Raw genomic sequence first — 23,084 nt, 5'->3', positions numbered from 1 at the left:
CAGTTTTCATCGCGCGCCACTGGAGTATAATCCTGTCGGGATCGGGTTCCCAATTTGTGCGGCAGTTGTTTTGGAAGTTTCAAAAGCGGTGAAACGCCGGTGAGGGGGGGCGTACTCGCCGGCGGAGCGCCGGCCGGGCCTCAGACAGGAGCTTGCCCATGCGTAACATGCGGTGCCTCAATCCGATCACGTTCTTCTGCGCGGTGGCTGCACTGCTGGCGCTCGCGTTGCCGGCCAGGGCTGGTGACATCGCCCGCGTGATGCCCGCCGATACCGCGCTGTACGTCGGCTGGTCGCAATTGATGGAGCAGGATGCGCCAGAGCTGCGTGTGCAACAGCAATTCATGCATGGCCTGCTGGACTTCGTGGCCCGCCAAAGTGGCCAGGAGGCGCCGCCGCCGTGGTTCCCGCACTTCCTGGAACTCCTGCCCCCGCTGCAGACCGGCTCGGTCGGGCTGGGACTGTTCGATGTCACGCTGGTTGACAAACAGCCCGACATCCAGGCCGCCCTGGTCGTCGAGACGACGGATGTGGCGGCGGTAGCCGCTTCGGTAGGCAAGCTGATCGGTGCCGTGGTCGACGCGGCGCAGATTGAGCCGCACACCGTGCGGGACGTGCCGTTCAGTCGCGTGCGCCTGGGTGATACGCCAATGTACCTCATGTGGGGCGTGCACGAGCCGTATTTGTTGCTTGCCCTGGGCGACACTGCCGCGGGCAAGGTGCTGGACTGCATGAAGAGTTCGGCCGCAAACCTGGCGGCGGCGCCTGAGTTCACGTTTGACCGCAACAAGGTGCAGGCGCGGGTCGAGAAGCAGTACTTCTGCTTCTATGCCGACGTGCAGCGGATCGTCACGCGCGGGAAGGCGGTTGCCACCGAAATTATGGGCGAGCTACCGCCGATCGTTGATCAGGCGCTGACCGAGTTGGGCGTGACCTCCGTGCGCTCCAAGTATCTGCACGCCGATCGCCACGATGACCGGCCGCACATGATGGCGTTCGCGCACGTGGACGGGCCGCGGCGGGGGCTGTTGAAGCTCTGGGACCAGAAGCCGCTCACGGATGATGATCTGAAGATTGTCCCGAAAGACGTGTACTGGGCTGAGGTCAACAACCTGGACCTGGTGGGCGTCTGGGCGGAAGTGCGACGCGTGTTCGAGGAGCTCGCGCCGGAGAAGGTCGGCCTGCTCGACGGGCCGCTGGCGATGTCGGCGCGGATGCTGGGGTTCTCGATCACGGAGGACCTGCTGCCCGCGCTTGGCGACACCTGGGCGCTGTTCGACGCGCCCGCGCACGGCGGCATCCTGCTGACTGGCACAGTGCTGGTCGCCGACGTGAAGGACGCCGAGGCCCTGCAGGGCATGCTCGCGCGGGTCGTGCAGTTCGCCACGCCGCTGGCGCACGAGGGCGAGGCCACGCTCAAGCTCTGCCAGATGAAGCACGGCGCGCACGACATCCACTACCTGTTGATCGGCGGCGTACCGTCACCGGTCGCGCCGGCGTGGGGTTTCGCCGACAACCGGTGGGTGTTCGGGTTGTTCCCCCAGACCGTGGCGACCGCGCTGCGGCAGGTGGACCCGAAGACGCGCGGCGAAAGCCTGCTCGACAATCCCGACTTCCAAGCCGGGCGGGCCAGGCTGCCCAAGGATGCGCAGGGCATCGGCTACTTCGACGTGCAGTACCTGACGCGCCTGTTCTACCCGGTGGCGAAGCTGGCGCTGATCGCGGGGGCGTCCGTGCTCGCCCCGCACGGCGTGGAGATCGACTTCGCCTTGCTGCCGCCGCTGCCGGAGACCGTGGCGAAGGTGACGAACAATGTCAGCACGTCCAGTGTGGATGTGGACGGCATTCTGTACGCCAGCAGCGGCGATGGTGGTTCGCTGATGATGGCGGCGAGCGCTGCGAGCTTCGGCGTCTCGATCGCGCTGCCCTCGCTCGCGCGGGCCCGGGAGGTCGCGAAGCGGGCGGTCAGTGCGTCCAACTTGCGCGCGATCGGGCAGGCGTGTCACATCTATGCGAATGACAACCAGGACAAGTTCCCGGACGACTCTGCGCCGTTGATTGCGGCTGGCCTGGTCACGCCGAAGGTGCTGCACTCGCCGCGTGACCCGGACGACGACGAGGACGCCGTGTCATACGTGTACATTTCCGGGCAGACCGCCGCGAGCGATCCGCGCAACGTGCTGGCCTACGAGCGCGTGTTCGACGATGAGGGCACGAACGTGCTCTTCGTCGACGGCCACGTGGAGTGGATGAAACTGCAGGAGTTCAAGCGGGTGTTGCGCGAGACCTATCGGCGGCTGGAGCGCGAGGACGAGCTGTCCGCCGAGTTCCGCGAGTAACTGACCGCCGTATACATCCAGCAAGGAGCGACTGATGCCCAAGGTGGGAGTTTTGTTATCCGGCTGTGGCGTCTTCGACGGCGCCGAGATTCACGAGGCCGTGCTGACGCTGCTGGCGCTCGATCAGCACCAGGCGACGATCGTCTGCTGTGCGCCGAACATCGAGTTCGACGAGGTCGATCATCGGACGCAGAAACCGACCGGGCGCAAACGCAACGTGCTGCAGGAGTCCGCGCGCATCGCCCGCGGCGAGATTCGCGATCTGGCGACGGTCCGGGCGGCCGACCTGGATGCGCTCATCCTGCCGGGCGGCTTCGGCGCCGTGAAGAACCTCAGCAATCTGGCGGAAAAAGGCCCGCAGGGCACGGTGCATCCGGACGTTGCCCGGCTCGTCGGCGACTGCCTCGCGCAGCGCAAACCGGTCGGGGCGATCTGCATCGCGCCGGCGGTGCTGGCCTGCATCGCCGGCCAGCGCGGCATATCCGCGAAAGTGACGATCGGCAATGACCCGGGCGTGGCGGGCCAGATTATCGCGCTCGGCTGCCAGCACGAGAACCGCCCGGTCACCGAGATCACCGTCGACGCCGACCATAAGCTCGTGACCACGCCGGCGTACATGCTCGGCCCCGGCCCGGCGGCGGTGTACGAAGGCATCCGCAAGCTCGTGGACAAGGTTCTGGCGTTGATCTAGAGGCGGGATCTGAACCCCTCCGCTGCCCCGGAGAGGGCCGGGAGGGGGTACCGCGTTGTCGCGCCGCCGACATTCGGCTAGACTGATGAATGTAGCTAGGGGTGGTCCGGCGCGACGGACATGAGATCCGGGCACGATCGGCCTGGAGACCCTCCGAACCTGATCAGCGACCAGCGGCCGCCGCGTGCTCGGCGGCGGTCTTCGGCTGCGAAGGGAAGCGACAGCATGCACATTGGACTCGCCCACTCCTTCACAGCCCGTTTCGCGGAGGTGTGCTCATGATCGGCCTGCCCGCGCTTCGCGAGCTTTTCGCGCACAATGACTGGGCGCGCGACAAGCTCCTGGCGTGCGCCGCGGGTCTGTCCGCCGGGCAACTCGGTCGGCCGTTCGAGATGGGTGCGGGCTCGCTGGGCGCGACGCTGCGCCACCTTTACGGCGCCGAGCGCATCTGGCTGACGCGCTGGCGCGGGGCGGATCAGTCGGAGCTTCCTCACGCGCACGAAGTCGCCGCACTGGCGGAGCTGCGCAAAGTCTGGGTCGCGCTGTCGACCACGCGTAACGAAGAACTCACCGGCTGGCGGGCGGACGACCTGCGACGGCTGGTCACCTACACGGACATTCGCGGTGCCACGTGGACGCACGCGCTGGACGACATCCTGTTGCACGTGTGCAACCACGGCCTGCACCACCGCGCGCAGGCCATGAACATGCTGCGGCAGCTGGGCGTGCCGCCGCCGCAGCCGGGCTTGGATTATGTGTTCATGAAGCGGGAGCAGGGCGACGCGCCGCCGCCGGCGCTGGATGTCGGCACGCTGCAGACGTACTACGCGTATGCCGACTGGGCGCGCCAGACCGTGCATGCCGCCGCCGCGCAGCTCAGCGACGAGCAGCTCGATCGTCCGTTTGATATAGGCGCCGGGTCGCTGCGGGCCACGCTGGTGCACATCCGGGATGCGGAGCAGTGGTGGTATGACAACTGGACGCAGGGCGCCGGCCGGCTGTTCCCGCGCGCGGACGCGCGCAGCTCGATCGCGGAACTCACGCACCGTTTCGACGAAACCGTCGCCCGGCGAAACGAGCTGCTGGCGAAGTCGACGGATGCCGATCTGCAGCGGCCAATGAGTGCGACGCCGCGTGCGGGCGTGACGATGTCGTTTCCGCTGGGTGTGACGATGCTGCAGCTCTGCTGCCACGGCACACACCACCGCGCGCAGGCGGCGAACATGCTGCGCCACGTCGGCGGCGTCGTGCCGGCTCTGGACTACATAACCCGGCTGCGCGAACTGGCGCACGCCGCCGGTGCGATGCGGAACTGAAGACGATTGGGAACCACGGGGAACGGGACATGACCGATGGAGAACCACAACGCATTCGTGTGAACTGCGCCTGTGGCGCGAAGATCAGCGCGCCGTCCAGTGCGGTTGGGCGGCAGACGCATTGTCCGAAATGCCGGTCCGTGCTCGTCGTGCGCACGCCGGCGGAACATCCGCCACGGCCGCCCGCGCTGGATTCCAGCGCACGTATTCGAGTGCGCTGTGCGTGTGGTGCATCCCTGTACGCGCCGGTGCGTTCGGCCGGGCGGCGCGTGAAGTGCCCCAAATGCGGCGTCGCGCTCATGATCGCTGCCCCGGTTGGCTCCGCTCCTGTGGCCGCACCGCAGGCCGATGCCGGCGCTTTGTTTGACGCGCTCGCCACTGGCGAGACCGTCGCGACTCCACAGTTGCCCTTGGCCGATGGCAGCGAGGGAGTACTTCCCGTCGCACCGGCCGCGCCGTCGGAAGGCACGCCGCACGAATACATGGGGGCGTCGCGCACCTGCCCGAGCTGTGGCAAGCGGCTGCCGGGTGCGCGGATCTGCGTGGAATGTGGCATCGACGTCAAGACCGGCCGCGCGCTCATTACCACCGACGACGGCACCGTCGACCAGGCATACTCGTACGCAGAGGGCACGATTCGCTGGCTGAGTTGGTTGATTCCCGTTGGCGTGTATCCCGTCGCGTCCGAGGCGTTCGGCCTTCGCGCGCCCTGGGTGACGCGCGCCATCGCGGCGCTGACGATCGCTCTGAGTGTCTGGTTCATTTTCGCCGTGGAATACGACCCTGAGCCGACCCCGGACGATTTGAGCTTGATGCTGTGGAATGGTGATGGGCAGGTTGACGTCCGCGGTATTCTGCACTCGCGCGGGTTTAGCGACGCCGAGATTGATGAAGCGGTCGCTGAAGGCGAGCTCGACCTGGACATGCGTATGCCGTCGCACCACCCATACCAGTTGATCACGCACGCGTTCCTGCACGGCGGGTGGCTGCACCTGGCCAGCAACATGTTGTTCCTGCTGGTGCTGGGCACCCGCGTGAATGCGTTGATCGGGAACATTCTGACGCTGCTGCTTTACCCGTTGCTTGCGGTCGTGGCGGCCGTGGCGCATTTGGCGACATTGCCCGCGGACGTGCCGCAATCGATGCTCGGCGCGTCCGGCGCCATCATGGGCTTGGCAGGGATGTACCTGGTCCTGTTTCCGATCCACAAGGTTCACCTGGTGGCGTGGTGGCGCTGGGGACTCGCCTTCATGTTCAAGCTGAACATGTCGCTGTTCGCCGTCCGCGGGTTCTGGGTCGTCCTGTTTTACATCGCGTTCGACATCGTGTTCACCGCGCTGCGGGTCCAGGACGATGTGGCGCATTGGGCACACCTCGGCGGGTTCTTCGCCGGGGCGGCCATCGCCCTGTTGCTGCTGTTCACGCGTCTCGTCAATGCTCGCGGGGGCGATCTTGTGACCGCCGTGCTCGGCCGGCATGCCTGGAAGCTCATCGGCAAGCCGAATGAGCGCCGGTGGTCGCTGTGGTAATCGCGAGGAGTACATGACTCAACTTGAAGCCGCCCGCCAGGGCATCATCACGAGCGAAATGCGGCGCGTCGCCGGGCGCGAGAACCTCACGCCCGCGGCCATCCTCGAGCACGTCGCCGCCGGGCGGGTCGTCATTCCCGCCAACGTGCGGCATCTCGCCGGCACCGGCGGCAAGCCTGTGCCGGATGGCGCACTTCTGACTTCTGACTTGTCACTTCCGACTTCTGACTTCACACCTCCGACTTCCCCCGCCGGCCTGTGGGTCAACCAGACCGTCGCCCAGCGTCACGCGTGGCTCGACGATCCGCAGCACTGCCGCGGCCTCACGGCCCCCAAGCGCCTCGATCCCGCCGGCATCGGCCGACCGCTCAGCACGAAGATCAACGCGAATCTCGGCGCGTCGCCGGTGTCGAGCAACACGGCCGGCGAGCTCGCCAAGCTCCGCTGCGCGGTCCTCTACGGCGCCGACACGGTCATGGACCTGTCCACCGGCGGCGACCTCGACGAGTGCCGGCAGCTCATGATCGACCACAGCACCGTCGCGGTCGGGACCGTGCCGATCTACAGCATGATCATCGGACGCAGCATCGAGGAGCTCGATCACGCGACGATCCTGCGCACCGTGGAGCACCAGGCGCAGCAGGGCGTGGACTTCTTCACCATCCACGCCGGCATCCTGCGCGAGCATCTACCGCTGATTCACCGCCGGACGCAGGGTTTGGTGAGCCGCGGCGGGTCGCTGCTGGCGAAGTGGATGCTGCACCACAACCGGCAGAACCCGTTTTACGAGCTGTTCGACGAGCTTAGCGCGATCATGCGGCAGTATGACGTCACGTATTCGCTGGGCGACGGCGTGCGGCCAGGATGCCTGGCGGACGCGAGCGACCCGGCGCAATTCGCGGAGCTGCACGTACTGGGCGAGCTGGTGCAGCGGGCCCGGTCAGCGGGCGTGCAGGTGATGGTCGAAGGGCCGGGACACATCCCGCTCAACGAGGTCGCGTTCAACATGGAGACGCAACGGCGCGTGTGCGACGACGCGCCGTTCTACGTGCTGGGGCCGGTCGTCACGGATGTATTCCCCGGACACGACCACATCACCAGCGCGATCGGCGCGACGGAGGCGGCGCGGGCGGGTGCGGCGATGCTGTGCTACGTGACGCCGAAGGAGCACGTGGGTCTGCCACAGCTCGACGATGTGAAGCTTGGCTGCATCGCGTACAAGATCGCGGCGCACGCAGGCGACGTGGCGCGCGGGGTGGTTGGGGCGCGGCAGTGGGACGACGCGATGGCACGGGCGCGCGCCGAGCTGGATTGGCCGCGGCAGTTCGACCTGGCGTTCGACGGCGAGGCGGCGTGCAAGCTGCGCGACAAGTGCCTGACGGAAGACGCGGACTACTGCTCCATGTGCGGCCGCGAGTGGTGCAGCCAGCGGATCAGCAAGGAGCTGCGCGCCGCGGTCAAGCCCGGCCCATAGGTTGGGGCACCAACCTCCGGTCGGTCAATGACAGGCAGAGGGCTGCCCCCCGGATCATGCCGCTCACTCCGCCGCCGGCTCTTTGCGCTGCAACGAGTACACCGCGGCGCTCACCAGGTAGACCAGGCTGCAGATGAGCAGCCACGTCTTCGCGGCGGCGACCCGCTGCTCGTATCCATCCGGACCGGACACGAACATCCACACGGCGATGCCCAGGCACGCGCACAGCGCGACGAGCGTCAGCAAGCCGAAGCCGATGCCCAATGGGCTGCGCCGCGCAGGTGGCGGCGGTGCGGCACTCGTCGCAGGCTGCGCCGGCGTGGGCGGCGCTGCGGGTTGCGGTGCCGCGCTGACCCCGCGCGCCCCGGCCAGCGACGCCAGGATGATGTAGAGGACGATCGTCAATGCCCAGATCGGCAGGAACAGGAAGAACAGGTGCAGCGTGCCGGTGCGTTCCAGGTAGAGCGCCACCGCAATCCCGATCGCCCAGCTCGCCAGTGCCGGCCAGTTGACGATCAGTCCTCGCCGGCTCACCCAGCACCGCGTCAGGCCGATGAGCGGGAACAGCCAGTGCTCGGCGAACACGATCGCCCCGACCGGCATCAGCAGCAGCCCGTACCAGCCCACAAAATCCAGCAGTTTCGTGAACACGAACGGGAAACACGCCACGATCGTCGTCGCGGCCCCGGCCAGCAGCGTGACCAGCCAGCGCGGCCAGCCCGGCGTCACCGCCTGGAACGCCAACCCCGCGCGATACAGCGTCGGGTTCGAAGTGGTCCAGCCCGCGAGCACGACCGTGATCGCGCCGGCGATGCCCAGCGATTGCATCGCGATCGCGCCGGCGTCGAGCTCGGCCATGGTCTTCTTCAGCAGGACCGCCGTGCCCGCGCCCATGATTCCGGCACAGATCCACGCGACGTAGTGGCCGAAGAACATGCCGCACGCCGATGTCAGCCCGCAGCGGATCGTCTTCGCGTAGCGGAACAGCGCCATGTCCGACAGGCCGCCGTGCATCGCCAGGTTGCAGATCCACGCGAACGCGGTCACATGCCAGAACGAGATCGGCGGCCGGCCGTCGGGGCGGACGCCGGTCCAGATGGACTCGTCGGCCAGCTTCAGGAATGCGGCGAAGCTGTTGATGGGGCCGTGCCCGGTATGCAGCGCGAGGGCGGGCAGCATGAACAACGCGCCGGCGAGGAACATGAAGAACATCCACGGCGAGCAGACCTCGGCGAACTGCGCCAGGCGCTTGAAGCCCAGGATCGCCAGTGTGACGACGACCGCGCCCAAAACCAGCACGAGGATCACGAACCGGATGTCCTCCGGGTACCAGTTGGTCTGCGGCGGAATGCCGAAGAGCATGCGGACGGAGGAGGCGGAGACGGTGATCATGCAGCCGGCGAGGATGCAGAACAGCACTGCGTTCAGCACGTTGTAGACCAGCGCCGTGATGGGCCCGCCGATCTGCCGCAGGTACCAGTAGAGCGTCAGGCGCGTCTGCACGGCGATGGGCACGCAGACAAAGGTCCAGGTCAGCACCGCGAGCAGGTTGCCCAGCAGCAGGCCGACGAGGACGTCGCGGGTGCCGACGCCCCAACTGACGAACAGGGCGCCGATGACGAACTCCGTGCCGGCGACGTGCTCGCCGGCCAGCAGGGCGGCAAAGTGCCACCAGGGTTGCAGCCGCCCACGCGGAACCGGGGCCCGCTCGAATTCGTGCAATTTGTCGAGGGCTTGAACGATGCGGCTTTCGCCGTGGGTGGGTGTGCTCGCCATGCGCCATCCTCGGTCTGTGGCGGGTCGCGGTAGTGCGGCCGGCGCCATTTGGACGGCGAGTCTAGGCGCGCGGGAGCGGGGCTGCAACTGAGGCGTGGGAACGAGGAGCGGGGAACAGGGAACGGGGAACAGGGAACAGAGAACAGAGGAGGTGCGTGGGGGCGTGAGCGCGGTCCGGACGGGCGAAGCTCCTGCTGGGCCGGCAGAGCCCGGCCGCTGCCGTGCCGACTTCCTTACACGGCCGATTCGGGGGTCGGCTGCGACCGTCGGTCGCGGGGGGCCGGTGCTACGTCACCGGCGGGGCGCCCATACCACGCGACGGGCGGTGTACAGCTTACTTGCTCAGCGTGCTGCGCAGGTCCACGATCATGCCGTCGCGTATCTGGTCCATGGTGCGCTCGAACGTATCCGTGGGGCGTGTTGCTGGCTGGGTAGCGATGCTGGTGTTTCGGCCGGCACGCGCATAGGCGGCGGCCAGATCGTCGCCGCGCAGTGTGAGGATCGCTTCGAGCGCGACATCGCAAACGCGCAGCGCGGGGCCAGGGTAGGTCACGGGTGGCCCCCACCTCGTGAGGTCGACGATGCGCTCCCTCCGGTCCAGGAATGGCCGCAGCAGCGGAATGACCTGCGGGTCGTGAGTGATGGCCAGGTCGCGCGCGTCGGCGACCCAGCAGATCGTCAGGTCGTCGCCGTCCAATTCCGTGGCTGCCTTGCTCAGCACGCGGGATTGTGCGATCAGCCGGCGGGACAGGCGGGCCGGTATGTGCGCGTCGGCCGGCCAGTCGGCGCGGTGTGCCGAGAGCACGGCCAGCGCGGTTTGCAGCCCTGGCGCAGACGCGTGCTCAAACCAGCTCAGCAGCGGCTCGAGGAAGGTCGGATCCCAGATGCGCGGCTCGCGGGCGAGGTCCTCGGCCGCCCGGCGGTCGCCGGCGCGCACGCCTGCGGCGTAGTACGCGAGCACCGCCGGGTCACGCGGGTAGCGCTGCGCGATCTCCGCGACAAGAGCATGGCGTCCGTTGAGCCCGCCATCGCGTTCCGCCAAGCTGTCTAGCAGTTCTCTGGCAGTGAGCGCCGCGCTGACATCCGGGACCTTGAGGAGGGCCTGCAGGATGTAGACCTGCGACGCATCCCGGCGGGGTTCCTGCAGCAGTCGGCGCAGCCGGGCGCGCAACAGATCAAATTGGGACGCCGCCACGGGTTGCCATTCAAACGTGAACGCGACCCCGGTCTCCGGAGTGGTGTAGCGTTGATCGCCAGTGAGTTCGAGCGTGATATGGAAACGTGCCTCCACGATCAGGCCACCGGGCGGTGCCAGCCCGAGGAGTGCCGACGAGTACTCGCTCGGTTGCCTGATGACGCGGTGGCTGCCCGCAGGGATCACGACCGCGGCAACGGGCGTTGTCTGCCACGCCTCCGGGAAGAGATCGCAGGTGTTTCCGGAGGCGAGACTGCCCGAGGAGACGATGCGTCGGGACTGCGGGTCGCGGCTCGTGCGCTCGATGTGGTAGTAGGCGTTCTCGACGCGTGCGGGCACGCTGCTTGTGTTCTCAAACTCGATTCCGAGCCATTCTTCATCGACCAGGGAAGCGGCGGGGAGCACGCTCAGACGCAGCACAACGTCGCCCACGCTACCCAGGTCGATGCTCTTCCACGGCGGCGGCGAACTCGGCTGCGTGGCACAGTCCGCCAGCGCCGCGGTACAAATGAGCAGGGCTGCCAATGACATAGCGTGCCTCGTTTGATTTGGCGTTCCGACCGTGCCATGTTGTGCTGACAGACCACTACTGAGAGGATAACGCGCGCCGACGGGGTGATGTGTAAAGGCTGAGTAACATCTCGCGGCGGGACCCGCGCTTCACCGCCGGCGAGAGGCCGATACCGCTTGGCATCAAAGTGGAGTTTTGCTCTCCCCACCGCGAGCGAAGCCGGAGCTTTGCGCTCCCCACCGGGAGCGAAGCTGGAGCTTCGCTCTACGAGTACACTGGTGGGCGGTGCCCACCCTACGCCTACGCCGTTGCGGGGTCGGGGGCTTCGGGATTCAGGCCCAGCTCCTCGATGACCTGCGGCAGGCGGTTGGCGTCGAATTGCTGGCGACGGGCCAGCGCCGTCAGCGCGGCCAGCGTGACGTGCTCCGCGTCGATCTGGAAATGCCGGCGGAGGTTCTCACGCGTTTCACTCCGGCCGAAGCCGTCCGTGCCCAGCGCGTGCAGACCCGCCGGCGTCCAGGGGCAGAGCCGTTCCGGGACTGAGCTGATGTAGTCCGATGTAGCCACCACCGGCCATGGCTCGTCCGCAAGCGAGGTGGCGATGTGCGGCCGGCGCGGCGCCCCGCCGGGATGCAGGCGGTTCCAGCGCTCGCAGCTCAGCGCGTCCCGATACAGCTCGTTGTAGCTCGTGACGCTCCAGACATCCGCCGCGACGCCGTACTTTTCGCGCAGCAGCGTCTGCGCGCGAAGGGCCTCGTTGAGCAGCGGCCCACTGCCGAACAGATGCACGCGCGGCGCGTCCCCGGGGTTGTCCGCGGGCTTCAGCTTGTAGAGGCCCCTGAGGACACCCTCGCGCACCGGCACGCGGCCCGGCACGTCCTCCGGCAGCCCGGGCATGTGGTACGTCTCGTTGTAGACGGTCAGGTAGTAGAAGACGCTTTCGCCGGCCTCGTACATCCGGCGAATGCCATCCTGGATGACGAACGCCAGCTCGTAGGCGAAGGCGCAATCGTACGACACGCAGTTGGGCACGGTGCTGGCGTGCAGCAGGCTGTGGCCGTCCTGGTGCTGGAGCCCTTCGCCGTTGAGCGTCGTCCGGCCGGCGGTGGCGCCGACGAGGAAGCCGCGGGTGCGGATGTCGCCGGCGGCCCAGATCAGGTCGCCGACGCGCTGGAAGCCGAACATCGAATAGAACAGGAAGAACGGGATGGTGGACACGCCGTGCGTGGCATAGGCGCTGCCCGCGGCGGTGAAGGACGCCATGGCACCGGCTTCGGTGATGCCCTCTTCGAGGATCTGCCCGTTCTTGCGCTCCTCGTAGCGCATGAGCAGGTGCGAATCGACCGGCTCATAGAGCTGCCCGACGTGCGAGTAGATGCCGTACGTGCGAAACAGGGCTTCCATGCCGAACGTGCGGGCCTCGTCGGGGACGATGGGCACGATCAGCTTGCCGAGTTGCGGTTCAGCGAGCAGGCGGGCGAGCATGCGGACGACGGCCATGGTGGTGGCGACGGGGCGGTCGCCGCTGCCGCGCAGGAACTCGTCGAAAAACTCGACCGTGGGCGCTGCGAGGGGCTGCGCGCGGACCTTGCGGTGCGGGACGGAGCCGCCGAGGGCGCGGCGGCGTTCCATCAAATAGTTGAACTCGCGGCTGTCTTCGGCGAAGCGGCAGAACGGCGCCTCGTCGATCTCGTCGTCGCTGATCGGGATATCGAAGCGGTCGCGGAACGCCCGCAGCTCGTCCTCGTTGAGCTTCTTCTGCTGATGCGTGATGTTGCGGCCTTCGCCGGCCTCGCCCAGCCCGTAGCCCTTGATCGTCCGCACGAGGATGACAGTGGGCTGGCCGGAGTGCGTGGTGGCGGCGGCGTAGGCGGCGTAGACCTTCTCGGGGTCGTGGCCGCCGAGGCGCAGGTTGCGGATCTGTTCGTCGGTGAGGTGGTCGACGAGCCGCAGCATGCGCGGGTCGCGGCCGAAGAAGTGCTCGCGCGAATACGAGCCGGGCTCGACCACGAAGCGCTGATACTCGCCGTCGACGACCTGGCCGAGGTGCTCGATCAGCAGTCCTTCGGTGTCGGCGGCGAAGAGCGGATCCCAGTCGCGGCCCCAGATGACCTTGATGACGTTCCAGCCGGCGCCGCGGAAGGCCGCTTCGAGTTCCTGGATGATGCTGCCGTTGCCGCGGACCGGGCCATCGAGGCGCTGGAGGTTGCAGTTGATGACCCACGTCAGGTTGTCGAGCTTCTCGCGGGCGGCGAGGGTGATCGCGCCCAGGCTCTCCGGCTCGTCCATTTCGCCGTCGCCGAGGAACGCCCAGACGCGCGCGGCGCTGGTGCGGGCCAGGCCGCGGTCTTCCAGGTAGCGGTTGAAGCGGGCCTGGTAGATCGAGCTGATGGGGGCGAGCCCCATCGAGACGGTGGGGAATTCCCAGAAGTCGGGCATGAGCCAGGGGTGCGGATACGACGACAGGCCGCCGCCGGCGGCGAGTTCGCGGCGGAAGTTGTTCAGGTGCGCCGCGTCGATCCGGCGTTCGAGATAGGCACGGGCGTAGATGCCGGGTGAGGCATGGCCCTGGAAGAAGATCTGGTCGCCGGAAGAGTTCTCCGTCTTCGCGCGGAAGAAGTGGTTGAAGCCGATTTCGTAGAGCGTGGCGCAGGAGGCGAAGGTGGAGATGTGTCCGCCGATGCCGCTGGACACGCGATTGGCGCGGACGACCATGGCCATCGCGTTCCAGCGGGCGAAGCTCTTGATGCGACGTTCGATTTCGCGGTCGCCCGGGAACGGCGGCTGCTCGGCGCGCGGGATGGTGTTGATGTAGGGGGTGTTGGCGGCGACGGGGATGGGGACCTGCCGCTTCAGCGCCCAGCGGTGCAGCTGGTCCAGAAGGTACTGCGAGCGCCGGGTGCCGCCGTGGCGGTGAACCGCTTCGAGCGACGCGAGCCACTCGGCGGTTTCCAGGGGGTCGGTATCGTGGGGGTCCGGTTGTACGGTTGGATCGAGATCGATGTCGGCCATAAACCTAGGGTAGTCGCGGATGGGGCAGCGTCAACCCGCGGGCGGGGCCGGGGCGCAAGTTGCCAGTGGAAAAGCAGTTGCGTTTGGCGGGCGGCGGGGATTGCATGGCCAGTGACGATCTCGTAGACTACTGGGTTCCAGTGTCGAGGCAGGCTGAGGCCCGCGGTGAAGGAGCGAACGTGTACGCGATTATTGAAGATGGCGGCAAGCAGTACAAGGTGAGCACGGGCGACATGCTCCTCATCGAGCTGAAGGAACTCCCGGAAGGCCAGACGGACATCACTTTTGACAAGGTGCTCATGCTGGGCGAGGGCGCCGATGCCAAGATCGGCACGCCGTGGGTCAACGGCGCGACCGTCAGTGCCAAGGTGGTGCAGCGGCTGAAGACCCCCAAGGTCCGCGGCGTGAAGTTCCGCCGGCGGAAGGGTTACATGAAGACCTGGGGGCACCGCCAGAAGATGCTGAAGGTCGAAATCGGCACGATCAATGCCTAGCGGCGGGTGCGGGTTTCGAAGGACGCGACGGTCGGTGCTGCTGGCCGTCGCGTTTTTCTGCGCCGGCGCAGCGCGGGGGCAGAGCCTGCCGGCGTCGCAGCCGGCGAGCGCGCCGGCGGATGAGCCGCTGGCGGCGGTGCGGCAGCGGCTGGCGCGGGTGCAACCGCGCGAGCGGGCGCCGCGTGATCACGCGCTGCTGGCGGCGCTGGACTTCGCGCTGGCGGTGGGGCGGAAGGACGCGACGCAGGCGCTGCGCGTGGTCGATGCCGTGGGGTACCAGCCCCTCCCACTCGCAGGGGAGTTGCCCGATCCGCCGGAGCGACCGCTGCTGCTGGCGGCGCTCGAGCGGCAGATTGGTTTTCTCCAGCCGCTGGAAGTTGGCCGGCTGCCGAGTGCGGTCGTGGCGGTGAGGACGCCGCGCGAGCTGCGCGCGGAATTTCCCGGGGTGGCGACGTGGATGTTGCCGCAGGATTGGGCGGTGGTGTTTCAGCCGGCGCCGGAAGCGCGGGTGCCGGGCTGGCTGCGGGAGGCGGCGTGCGTGGTGGTGCGCATGCGCGGCGAGCGGGCGACGGTGCTGGGGGGCAATCTGGTGCAGGCGCTGGTGGACGCGGCCGAGGCGGTAGCGTTGCCCGGCGAGGAGAAGTAAGCGCGGGCCGCGTTGCGTTGGTGGCGCGGCTGTGCTAGGAAGGTCGTCATGCGGCACGACGGGCGGCAGCCGGACGAACTGCGGGCGGTGGAGATCGTGCGCGGCTTCACGGGCGCGGCGCCCGGGGCGGTGCTGATCCGGGCGGGCAACACGCACGTGCTGTGCACGGCGAGCATTGACGACGGCGTGCCGGAATGGCGCGTCGCGAGCGGGGCGGGGTGGATCACCGCGGAATACGACATGCTGCCGGGCGCGACGGCCAAGCGCCGGCCGCGCAATCGACTGAAAATCGATGGGCGGACGCAGGAGATCCAGCGGCTGATCGGGCGCGCGCTGCGCAGCGTGGCGGAGCTGGGCCGGCTGGGACCGCGGACGATCACGCTGGACTGCGACGTGTTGCAGGCCGACGGGGGCACGCGGACCGCCGCGATCACGGGGGCGTACGTGGCGTTGTGCGATGCGCTGCGGGCGGGTGCGCAGCGTGACCTGTGGGGCGACGACGTGCTGACGGCGGGCGTGGCGGCGGTGAGCGTGGGTGTCGTGCAGGGCGAATTGCTGCTCGATCTCGACTATCATGAGGATGTGGCGGCGCAGGTGGACTGCAACCTGGTGCTGACCACGCGCGGCGCGTGGGTGGAAGTGCAGGCGACGGGTGAGCACGCGACGTTCGCGACGGAGGAACTCGCCCGCATGTTGGAGCTGGGGCGGTCGGGCATCGAGCGGTTGTTCGCGCTGCAGCGCGCCGCGCTCGAGCGACCGGCCCCGCGCGGAGAACGCCCATGAGACCGATGCACGCCGCACGCTGGTTGGGACTGCTGCTGGTCGTGAGCGCGTGGCCCGGGACGGGTGGGGCGACGTCGGCGGCGCCGCGGCTGGGGGACAAGGACGAGGAAGTGTGGGCCATTCGCTGCATCACGCTGCAGATGCCGGATCACCAGCAGCGCGCGAAGGCCTACGCCGACGCGTTGAAGAAAGTCTCGGGTCTGAAGGCCGATCTCGTGCAGGTCCTGACCGACGCGGACGGGACGGCGGTCTTCTATGGCCGCTACAAGCGCGAGTACGGGCCGCAGGGGGCGACGGACAAGTTCAAGCCGAACCATCTGACGGACCTCGAGACGATTCGCGGGCTGCGGTTCGCGGGGGCGGACGTGTGGCCGTTCATGCTGGCGTCGATGGACCTGCTGCCGACGTATCGGTCGGCGCATCCCGAGTGGGACCTGGAGAAAGTGGACGGCCACTGGGCGCTGCACGTGGCGGTGTTCTACAACACGGACACCTTCCGCACGCGCCGGTCCGCGGCGGAGGAATACTGTGCGCTTCTACGCAAGCAGGGCGAGGAAGCCTATTTTCATCACGGCGCGGTGCACAGCTCGGTGTACGTGGGCGTGTATCCCGCGGAGGCGGTGAGCGAGATCCGGCAGGAGAACCCGCTGACCGGCGTCGTGCAGACCACGCTGCGCATCGTCGATCCGAAGATGATCGCAGCGCAGCAGCGCTTCCCGGAGAGCCTGCAGAACGGGCACAAGGTCTACGAAGTGGCCCGCAACCGCGACGGCACCGTGCGCGACCGGGCCCCGAGCGCGTCGTTTCCGGTTGTCATCCCGCAGGCGCAACGCCGACTCGACAAGGCGAAGGCGGGGTAGGCACCATGCCCGCAGTGCTGCTGGCCACGCGGAACGCCGGCAAGGTCCGCGAGATCCGCGCGATCGCGGCGGCCCTGCCGATCATCTGGCACGGGCTGGATGAGCTTGGCCCGCTGCCGGACGCGGTGGAAAGCGGCGCCACGTTTGCCGAGAACGCGCGGCTGAAGGCGCTGCACTACGCGCGGCTGACGGGGCTGAGCACGCTGGCGGACGATTCCGGGCTCGAGGTGGATGCGCTGGGCGGTGCGCCGGGCGTGCAGTCGGCGCGCTTTGCCGGGCTGCCGCGCGACGACGCGGCGAACAATCGCAAGCTGATCGGGCTGCTCGCGGGCGTGCCGGCGGAGCGACGCACCGCGCGGTTCCGCTGTGCACTGGCGCTGGCGCAGGCAGGGCGCGTCGTGCTGGAGACGGAAGGCACGTTTGCCGGCGTGATCTGCGACGCGGCGCGCGGGACCAACGGCTTCGGGTACGATCCGCACTTTCTGGTGCCGGAGCTGGGGCTGACGGCCGCGGAACTGCCGTCGGACGAGAAGAACGCCCGCAGTCACCGCGGGCAGGCGCTGCGCGCGATGCTGGTGCGCCTGGAGGCCTGGTATCGCGCCGCGGGCGCATGGCCATAGCCGAGTGACGCGTTGTCATCAGCACCAAGCAAGTTGCGCCCCTGGCGGCCGGGCCGCGTGCTGGCGTGCGGTGCCGCGCTGGCCGTGCTCGCACTCGTCGTGCTGCTGAATCAATCCGCCGTCCACTGGCGCGAGAACATCGTCGACAGCGATCTGTTCGCCTATTACGGCTGGTGCGTGGAGCAGGGCGCCCGGCCGTACCTGGACGTGTGGGACAACAAGCCGCCGGGCATCTGGTGGCTGAACGCGGCGGCCATCCGGCTGGGCGGGCCGGGCGTGGGGAGTGACCTGCTGCTGGGCAGCGCGGCGCTGTGGGTCACGCTGCTGGCCTTCGTCGCCGCCGCGCGGGCCGCGTATCATCGGTCGCTGCTGGCGCCGGCGGTGCTCGTGGCCGCCGTGCTGCTGACGCACCTCAAGTTTGAGTGTGGGGGCAACCGGACCGAGACATTCGTGGTGGCCTGCGAGACGACCGCGGCGGCGGCGTATCTGCGCTGGCGCCGCCGGCGGCGCAGCGGCGGGCTGATCCTGGCGGGACTGGCCGCGGGGGCAGCGCCGTGGTTCAAGCAGTCCGGGGCGGCGGTGGCCGTCGCGCTGGCGTTGCACCTGGCGTGGGTGCAGTGGCGGGCGCGAAGCGGGCGCGCCGCCTGGCAGCCGTGGGCCCTGCTGGGCGGCGGGCTGCTGGTGCCGCCGTGCGCGGCCGCAGCCGTGCTCGCGAGTCAGGGTGCGCTGGCGGCGGCGGCGTACGCCGTCGGCGGATTCAACCAGGCGTATTTCGCGGCCGGCGACGCGACCTGGGTGCGGCTGGATCGCGTGCTGCGCGTGTACGCGCCGCTGTTGGAGCTGCTGGCGGGCGTGCTTGCCCTGGCCGGTGGCGGATTGCTCTGCGCACTGTGGTCGCGGCGCGGGGGCGTGCGGTTGAAGGCTCCGCCGCGGCGTGGTGTGGGGCTGTTCTGGATCTGGTTCCTGCTGGCGTTTTACCTGGCGTGCGTCGGGCCCGGACGGCGCGGGCACCACCTGATGCCGGTGTTGCCGGCGCTGGGCCTGCTCGCGCTGTACCCGCTGCATGCGCTCGCCGGTCGGCGCGGCCTGTGGGCGCGGGTGACCGCGCGGCCGAGCGTGGCGTGCGTCGTGGTGCTGGTGGCGGCCGTGCTGGGCGGCGTGGCCCGCGCGAGCCTGGTGGAAGCCAGACGCTGCTGGCACACTAAGACGCACTGGTGCGGGCTGCAGCGTGCCCTGCCGACGCCGTGTGAACTGCAGGGGGCCGAGATCGCGCGGCGCACCACTCCGGATCAGACGATCTATGTGTGGGGTTGGAGTCCGGGGACCTACCGGTATGCGCTGCGGCGCGCGGCGTCGCGCTACGCAACGCTCGAAAAACGCGGCCAGGTCGGCGAGTGGGCGCGCTTCATCCTGGACGGCGCCGAAGCCGACCTGCAACGGGCGCCGCCTGTGCTGTTCATTGTCTCCACGGGCGATCTCGCCGCGCTGCGCGCCGCGGCGGCCGAAAGCGGCTTCGCGCGGTGGGTGTGCGCGGCGTACGAGCCGGTGGCGCACGTGGCCGGGATGGAACTGTTGCGCCGGCGGGGCGATTTGGACAAGTCTGCGCACGATCGGTAGCATGAAGCGCATGTCAGACGAGCACACGCACATCGTGGCGGTATTTCAGGGATCGTTCGATCCGGTGACGTTCGGACACCTGGACGTGGTGCGCCGGGCGGCCCGCCTGTTCAACGAGCTGGTGGTCGGCATCGGCCACAACCCGGACAAGGAGCAGCTCTTCACGCCCGCGGAGCGGCTCGAGCTGTTGTTGCCGCACATCGCCGACCTGCGGAACGTGCGGGCCGCCACGTATGACGGCCTGACCATCGACTTCGTGCGCGACTGCGGCGCCCACGTTTTGGTACGTGGCATCCGCGACATGGCCGACCTCAACCACGAGGTGCAGGTGGCCAACCTCAACCGGCTGGTGGGCGGCGTCGAGACGGTCTTCATCCTCACCAGCGATCAGCACGCGCTGACTTCCAGCACTTACATTAAGCAGATCTACGAGATGGGCGGCGGCGACATCAGCCGGATCGAGCAGCTCGTGCCGGCCAACGTCGCCGCGCAACTCGCCCAGAAGCTTGGAGCCGTGCGGCGGCGCCCCCGTCCGTCCGGCGCCGGCGGCGGATGTCTGTCGTGACCCGGCCGGGCGCAGCCCTCGACGGCCGGTGGGCCCTCCGCCGTACCACGCGCGCCGCGCGCGTGCCGCCCCGCACGGTGCTGGCGGGCGTGCTGGCGGCCATCGTCGTGGCGCTCGGGCTCTATGCAATTGCGCCGCGGATTCTGCCGCCGCGCATCTACGAGGGCCCGTTGGTGCAGCTGACCGGCGCCGAAGGGGTGACGCTGGTCTGGTACCTGACCCGCCCGACGGCGTGCACGCTGCAGGTCAACGTCGACGGCGAGATGCGCAGCGTGCCGAGCACGGCCCTCGGCGTGCGGCACATGGCCCGCGTGGAGGGTCTCGCCCCCGGTCGCGACTATCCATATAAAATCCTCGCGGGCGCGCGGTCCCTCACCACGGACTTGTCCTTCCGCACCAGCCGCAACCCCGACGAGCCGTTCGCCTTCATCGTGTTCGGCGACAGCGGGCGCGGCACACGGGCCCAGTATCTGCTGGCGGCGGTCATGCGGACGACCGTGCCGGCGGCGGATTTCCTGCTGCAGAGCGGCGACGTCGTGTACCCCAACGGGGCGCGCGCGGACTATGAAGAGCGGTTCTTCGCACCCTACCGCCACCTGATCGCGGCCATCAACATCTGGCCCAGCCTCGGCAATCACGATCTCGGCGACGATGGGACGGCGGCGGCGTACCGCGAGGTGTTCGAGCTGCCCGACAACGGTCCAGCGGGCGTGCCGGCTGAGGGCAACTACTGGTTCGATTACGCCAGCGCGCGCCTCGCCGTCGTGGACAGCAATCTGGACGAGGTGACGCTGCGCGACCACGTCGCGCCCTGGCTGCACGCGGTACTGGCGGACCCGACGCCGCGCTGGAAGTTCGTGGTGCTCCACCATCCGCCGTACACCGGCGGCAAGTACAAGCCGGACGAGCGCATCCAGCGGACGCTGGTGCCCGTGCTGGAGGCCACGGGCGTCGATCTGGTCTTCAACGGACACGATCACAATTATCAGCGCACCTGGCCGCTGCGGGGCGGGCAAGTGGTGGAGCCGGGGCAGGGCGTCGTCTATGTCATCACGGGGGCGGGCGGCGCCACGCTGTATGAAGCGCGCCCGCCGCGTCCGGCCTACGTCGCCGCGCTGGACGATCAGCACTGGAGCTTCACGCACGTGAGCATTGACGAGGGGGAGTTGCGCCTACGGCAGATCGCGCTTGATGGCAGCGTGCTGGACGAATGGCGGCTGTCCAAGGCTGCGATGCCCCAGCCACCGGAAGCAACCACCGCCGCGCCGGATGATCCGGAGGCGGTGTCACCCGCACCCTGAGCGCGTGCCTACGGTGGAGGCGGCTCGGCCGACGAGCTGGTCGGTGGGCGCAGCGCGCGGCATGCGGTGAGGATGGCCTCGGTGGGGGGTTGAAAATCCGACAATTTCAGCGGCTGCAGTGCCTGCGGGTGCTTCGTGTCCGCGGAGAGCAGGAACTCGCGCACTTCGGCGACGGTGGCGGAATCCAGCTTGGGCGATGCGACGACCAGGCGACAGGGGAGGGCGACGGTGCGGCCGATGACGCGCAGTTGGCTGCGCGCGGGCTCGTTTTCCTTGGTCGTGTGTTCGGGCAGGGCGTTCCAGGCGGCCTCATCGATGAAGCCGGCGTCAGAGCTGTTATTGATGACCGTCTGGGCGACACTGCGCATGTCGGGCAGGTGCTTCAGCGAACGCGGCACGGGCAGCAGTTCCAGCGACAGGTCGGTCTCGCGCAGCCCGACGCTTTGCAGCAATTGCAGCGCCGCATAGTGCGTGCGGTCGTCGCCGGCCGGGCCGAAAGCCACGATTTTGCCGCGCAGGTCGGCGATGGCCTGAATGTCAGACCGCGCGGGCACGACCAGCACAGCGCCGCGGGCGGCCTGTCCGTGCTCGTCGACCGCCACTGCCAGCACGGGCAAGGGGGGCGTCTCCTTGAGCGTCGCATACGCGAACGGCGGCAGCATCGCGAGCTCGTACCAGCCCGATCTCAATTCCGATTCAACTTGAAACGGAAAACACAGGTCGACCGCCACCGGGCGCCGGAGGTCATCCGACAGCGCCTTCTGCAACCCGGCGAAATCCGGGAACGGATTGACGGCGGCGGCCGCCACCGCGCCCGGCTGGTTGACGACGAGGGCGATCGAGAGCGGATCTTTCTGGAGGCCGATGAGGCTGAGGAACCGCAGCCCCACCGCCTGACAACCGACGCAGGCCAGCAGAACCGCGCCGGTCAGGATGATTACCGCACACGCCGCGCTCCGTCGCATGGTCAACTCCTGTTCAACTTACATTATGCGCTCCGCACCGGCCCATAGTCGAGCAAATCGTCGCGGGCAAACACCGGTCCGTCGGTGCAGGTCAGTGCCCAGCGCCACCCGGCGGCATGCTCCGCGTCAGCGCGCCGCACCACGCACGACAGGCAGGTGCCGACCCCGCAGCCCATCGGACGTTCGATGCACAACTGGCATGCCAGCCCGTGCGCGCGAGTCAGGTCGGCAACGGCGCGCAGCATGGCGTCCGGACCGCACGCACACACGAGCGCCGGACGTCGCGGGTCCGCGTAACGCGCGTGCCAGGCCGCCAATGCGTCGGTCACGCGCCCGCGCAATCCCAGCGTGCCGTCATCGCTCGTGAGGATGGCGGGGAACGCGGCGGCGCCCGGCAGCACCGCACAAACGGTCGGCGTGGCTGCGTGCGGCGGCTCGGCCGTAAGCCGCAGGGGCAGCAGGTCGCGCGTCGTGGCGCCGAAGATCGCGACGACGTCGCGGTGCCCCAAGTCGTACAGGCGACGCGCCAAGTACATCAGCGGCGGAATGCCGACACCCCCGCCCACGAGCACCACCGGCGTTTCTGGCGACGGCAGGCAAAAACCACGTCCGAGCGGGCCCGTCAGATTGAGCGTGTCACCGGCCTGGAGCTGCGCCAGCCAGCGGGTACCAGCACCGACCGCGCGCGAGATCACACGCAGCCGGGCCTGGCCGGTGCCGTCGATCCAGTGGTCCGCGATGCTGAACGGGCGGCGCAATAAGGGTTCCTGGGCGGAGAAGTGCGCGGACAGAGACGGAAACCCGTCGGCAGGCCACGCGAGCGCCTCCGTTTCCGGCTCCGTTGCGCTGCGACAGAGCAGTTGTACGAATTGGCCCGGCGTGCTGTCAGGAAAAGCAGGGGGCGCCAACTCCAGCGCGATGTGCTCGCGACAGATCGGGATGCAATCCACGACGACGGCGTCGACCGCGCATTGCCTTTGGAGTGTCGTTACTGAATTCATTGCAGTCAGGAACTTCGCACAGCGTGCCAGAACGGTACGCGGACGACGATGGGTCTGTCAAAAAAACTTCCGGGATCGAACCCTGGGGCCGATCCCGGAAGCGCGCCACGGCTAGAACAGCCGCAAATTCCGTTCGATGAACGTCTGGCGATCAAACCGCCGACACCGGGACTATATCAGATCGCCCGGCGCGTGTCCACCTAAAGCAGTCGTTTTGGGGGGCGGGGTAGAATATCTTTAACTCATTATATTACAGACAGTTAGGTTTGTCAGATTCCCACTGGAGCGCGTCGCAGAGGCATCCGTGATCGGTTACGGGATTGTGCCGGCAACGGGGGCGCATTGCCTGCGCCCCGGAGGAATTTGCGTTGCGGCATCGGTTGCATTAA

General features: G+C 68.4%; 18 protein-coding genes and 1 riboswitch. Of the genes, 13 read left to right on the top strand and 5 right to left on the bottom strand.

Features of this window, described 5'->3' with window-relative positions:
* Positions 1-158 precede the first annotated feature (158 nt).
* From KA383_08985 to thiC, 5 genes are all read left to right on the top strand, one after another.
* On the top strand, positions 159-2,339 hold the full coding sequence (locus tag KA383_08985; protein MBP7746256.1) for a hypothetical protein: 2,181 nt from the start codon (positions 159-161) through the stop codon (positions 2,337-2,339).
* Between the two features lie 34 nt (positions 2,340-2,373).
* The gene (gene elbB, locus KA383_08980; protein ID MBP7746255.1) at positions 2,374-3,030 is read left to right on the top strand and encodes an isoprenoid biosynthesis glyoxalase ElbB; all 657 of its coding nucleotides are present in this window, start codon (positions 2,374-2,376) and stop codon (positions 3,028-3,030) included.
* Between the two features lie 87 nt (positions 3,031-3,117).
* A riboswitch (TPP riboswitch) is annotated at positions 3,118-3,263 on the top strand.
* 45 nt (positions 3,264-3,308) lie between these two features.
* The gene (locus KA383_08975; GenBank protein ID MBP7746254.1) at positions 3,309-4,346 is read left to right on the top strand and encodes a DinB family protein; all 1,038 of its coding nucleotides are present in this window, start codon (positions 3,309-3,311) and stop codon (positions 4,344-4,346) included.
* 329 nt (positions 4,347-4,675) lie between these two features.
* Positions 4,676-5,875, top strand: a complete 1,200-nt coding sequence (locus KA383_08970; GenBank protein MBP7746253.1) for a rhomboid family intramembrane serine protease — start codon at positions 4,676-4,678, stop codon at positions 5,873-5,875.
* A gap of 58 nt (positions 5,876-5,933) precedes the next feature.
* Positions 5,934-7,349 carry a phosphomethylpyrimidine synthase ThiC gene (gene thiC / locus KA383_08965; GenBank protein MBP7746252.1) on the top strand — a complete coding sequence of 472 codons (1,416 nt, stop codon included), beginning with the start codon at positions 5,934-5,936 and terminating at the stop codon, positions 7,347-7,349.
* Positions 7,350-7,412: 63 nt separating this feature from the next.
* On the opposite strand, the gene KA383_08960 is transcribed toward thiC, so the two are convergent.
* The 3 genes from KA383_08960 to aceE form a co-directional block, all read right to left on the bottom strand.
* Complete coding sequence (locus tag KA383_08960) at positions 7,413-9,125, bottom strand: nucleoside transporter (GenBank protein ID MBP7746251.1); 1,713 nt, start codon at positions 9,123-9,125, stop codon at positions 7,413-7,415.
* Between the two features lie 334 nt (positions 9,126-9,459).
* The gene (locus KA383_08955) at positions 9,460-10,851 is read right to left on the bottom strand and encodes a hypothetical protein (GenBank protein ID MBP7746250.1); all 1,392 of its coding nucleotides are present in this window, start codon (positions 10,849-10,851) and stop codon (positions 9,460-9,462) included.
* Between the two features lie 280 nt (positions 10,852-11,131).
* Positions 11,132-13,843 carry a pyruvate dehydrogenase (acetyl-transferring), homodimeric type gene (aceE, locus tag KA383_08950; GenBank protein ID MBP7746249.1) on the bottom strand — a complete coding sequence of 904 codons (2,712 nt, stop codon included), beginning with the start codon at positions 13,841-13,843 and terminating at the stop codon, positions 11,132-11,134.
* 179 nt (positions 13,844-14,022) lie between these two features.
* Here aceE and rplU point away from each other — a divergent pair, with 179 nt between their 5' ends.
* The 8 genes from rplU to KA383_08910 are packed head-to-tail and all read left to right on the top strand — an operon-like array spanning position 14,023 to position 20,729.
* On the top strand, positions 14,023-14,337 hold the full coding sequence (gene rplU, locus KA383_08945; protein ID MBP7746248.1) for a 50S ribosomal protein L21: 315 nt from the start codon (positions 14,023-14,025) through the stop codon (positions 14,335-14,337).
* A 34-nt stretch (positions 14,338-14,371) separates the two neighbouring features.
* A complete protein-coding gene (locus KA383_08940) occupies positions 14,372-14,983 on the top strand; it encodes a hypothetical protein (protein MBP7746247.1) in 612 nt (203 codons plus the stop codon).
* Between the two features lie 48 nt (positions 14,984-15,031).
* Positions 15,032-15,766, top strand: a complete 735-nt coding sequence (gene rph / locus KA383_08935; protein MBP7746246.1) for a ribonuclease PH — start codon at positions 15,032-15,034, stop codon at positions 15,764-15,766.
* Entirely contained in the window at positions 15,763-16,626 is an 864-nt protein-coding gene (locus KA383_08930; GenBank protein ID MBP7746245.1) for a hypothetical protein, read from the top strand. Before rph ends, KA383_08930 begins: the two co-directional genes overlap by 4 nt.
* Before the next feature lie 5 nt (positions 16,627-16,631).
* Complete coding sequence (rdgB, locus tag KA383_08925) at positions 16,632-17,246, top strand: RdgB/HAM1 family non-canonical purine NTP pyrophosphatase (protein MBP7746244.1); 615 nt, start codon at positions 16,632-16,634, stop codon at positions 17,244-17,246.
* Positions 17,247-17,258: 12 nt separating this feature from the next.
* Positions 17,259-18,863, top strand: coding sequence for a hypothetical protein (locus KA383_08920; GenBank protein ID MBP7746243.1), 1,605 nt, complete (start codon positions 17,259-17,261; stop codon positions 18,861-18,863).
* A gap of 1 nt (position 18,864) precedes the next feature.
* Positions 18,865-19,428 carry a pantetheine-phosphate adenylyltransferase gene (gene coaD / locus KA383_08915; GenBank protein MBP7746242.1) on the top strand — a complete coding sequence of 188 codons (564 nt, stop codon included), beginning with the start codon at positions 18,865-18,867 and terminating at the stop codon, positions 19,426-19,428.
* On the top strand, positions 19,425-20,729 hold the full coding sequence (locus KA383_08910) for a metallophosphoesterase (GenBank protein ID MBP7746241.1): 1,305 nt from the start codon (positions 19,425-19,427) through the stop codon (positions 20,727-20,729). The genes coaD and KA383_08910 overlap by 4 nt, the downstream gene beginning before the upstream one ends.
* Before the next feature lie 8 nt (positions 20,730-20,737).
* Here KA383_08910 and KA383_08905 read toward each other — a convergent pair whose 3' ends face one another.
* The gene (locus tag KA383_08905) at positions 20,738-21,694 is read right to left on the bottom strand and encodes a PhnD/SsuA/transferrin family substrate-binding protein (protein MBP7746240.1); all 957 of its coding nucleotides are present in this window, start codon (positions 21,692-21,694) and stop codon (positions 20,738-20,740) included.
* A gap of 23 nt (positions 21,695-21,717) precedes the next feature.
* The gene (locus tag KA383_08900) at positions 21,718-22,452 is read right to left on the bottom strand and encodes a dihydroorotate dehydrogenase electron transfer subunit (GenBank protein ID MBP7746239.1); all 735 of its coding nucleotides are present in this window, start codon (positions 22,450-22,452) and stop codon (positions 21,718-21,720) included.
* Between the last annotated feature and the right edge of the window lie 632 nt (positions 22,453-23,084).

Source organism: Phycisphaerae bacterium (assembly GCA_017999985.1).
GTDB lineage: Bacteria > Planctomycetota > Phycisphaerae > UBA1845 > Fen-1342 > JAGNKU01.
The sequence above is the reverse complement of the archived record's forward strand: the minus strand, read 5'-3'. Positions and strand labels throughout refer to the sequence as shown.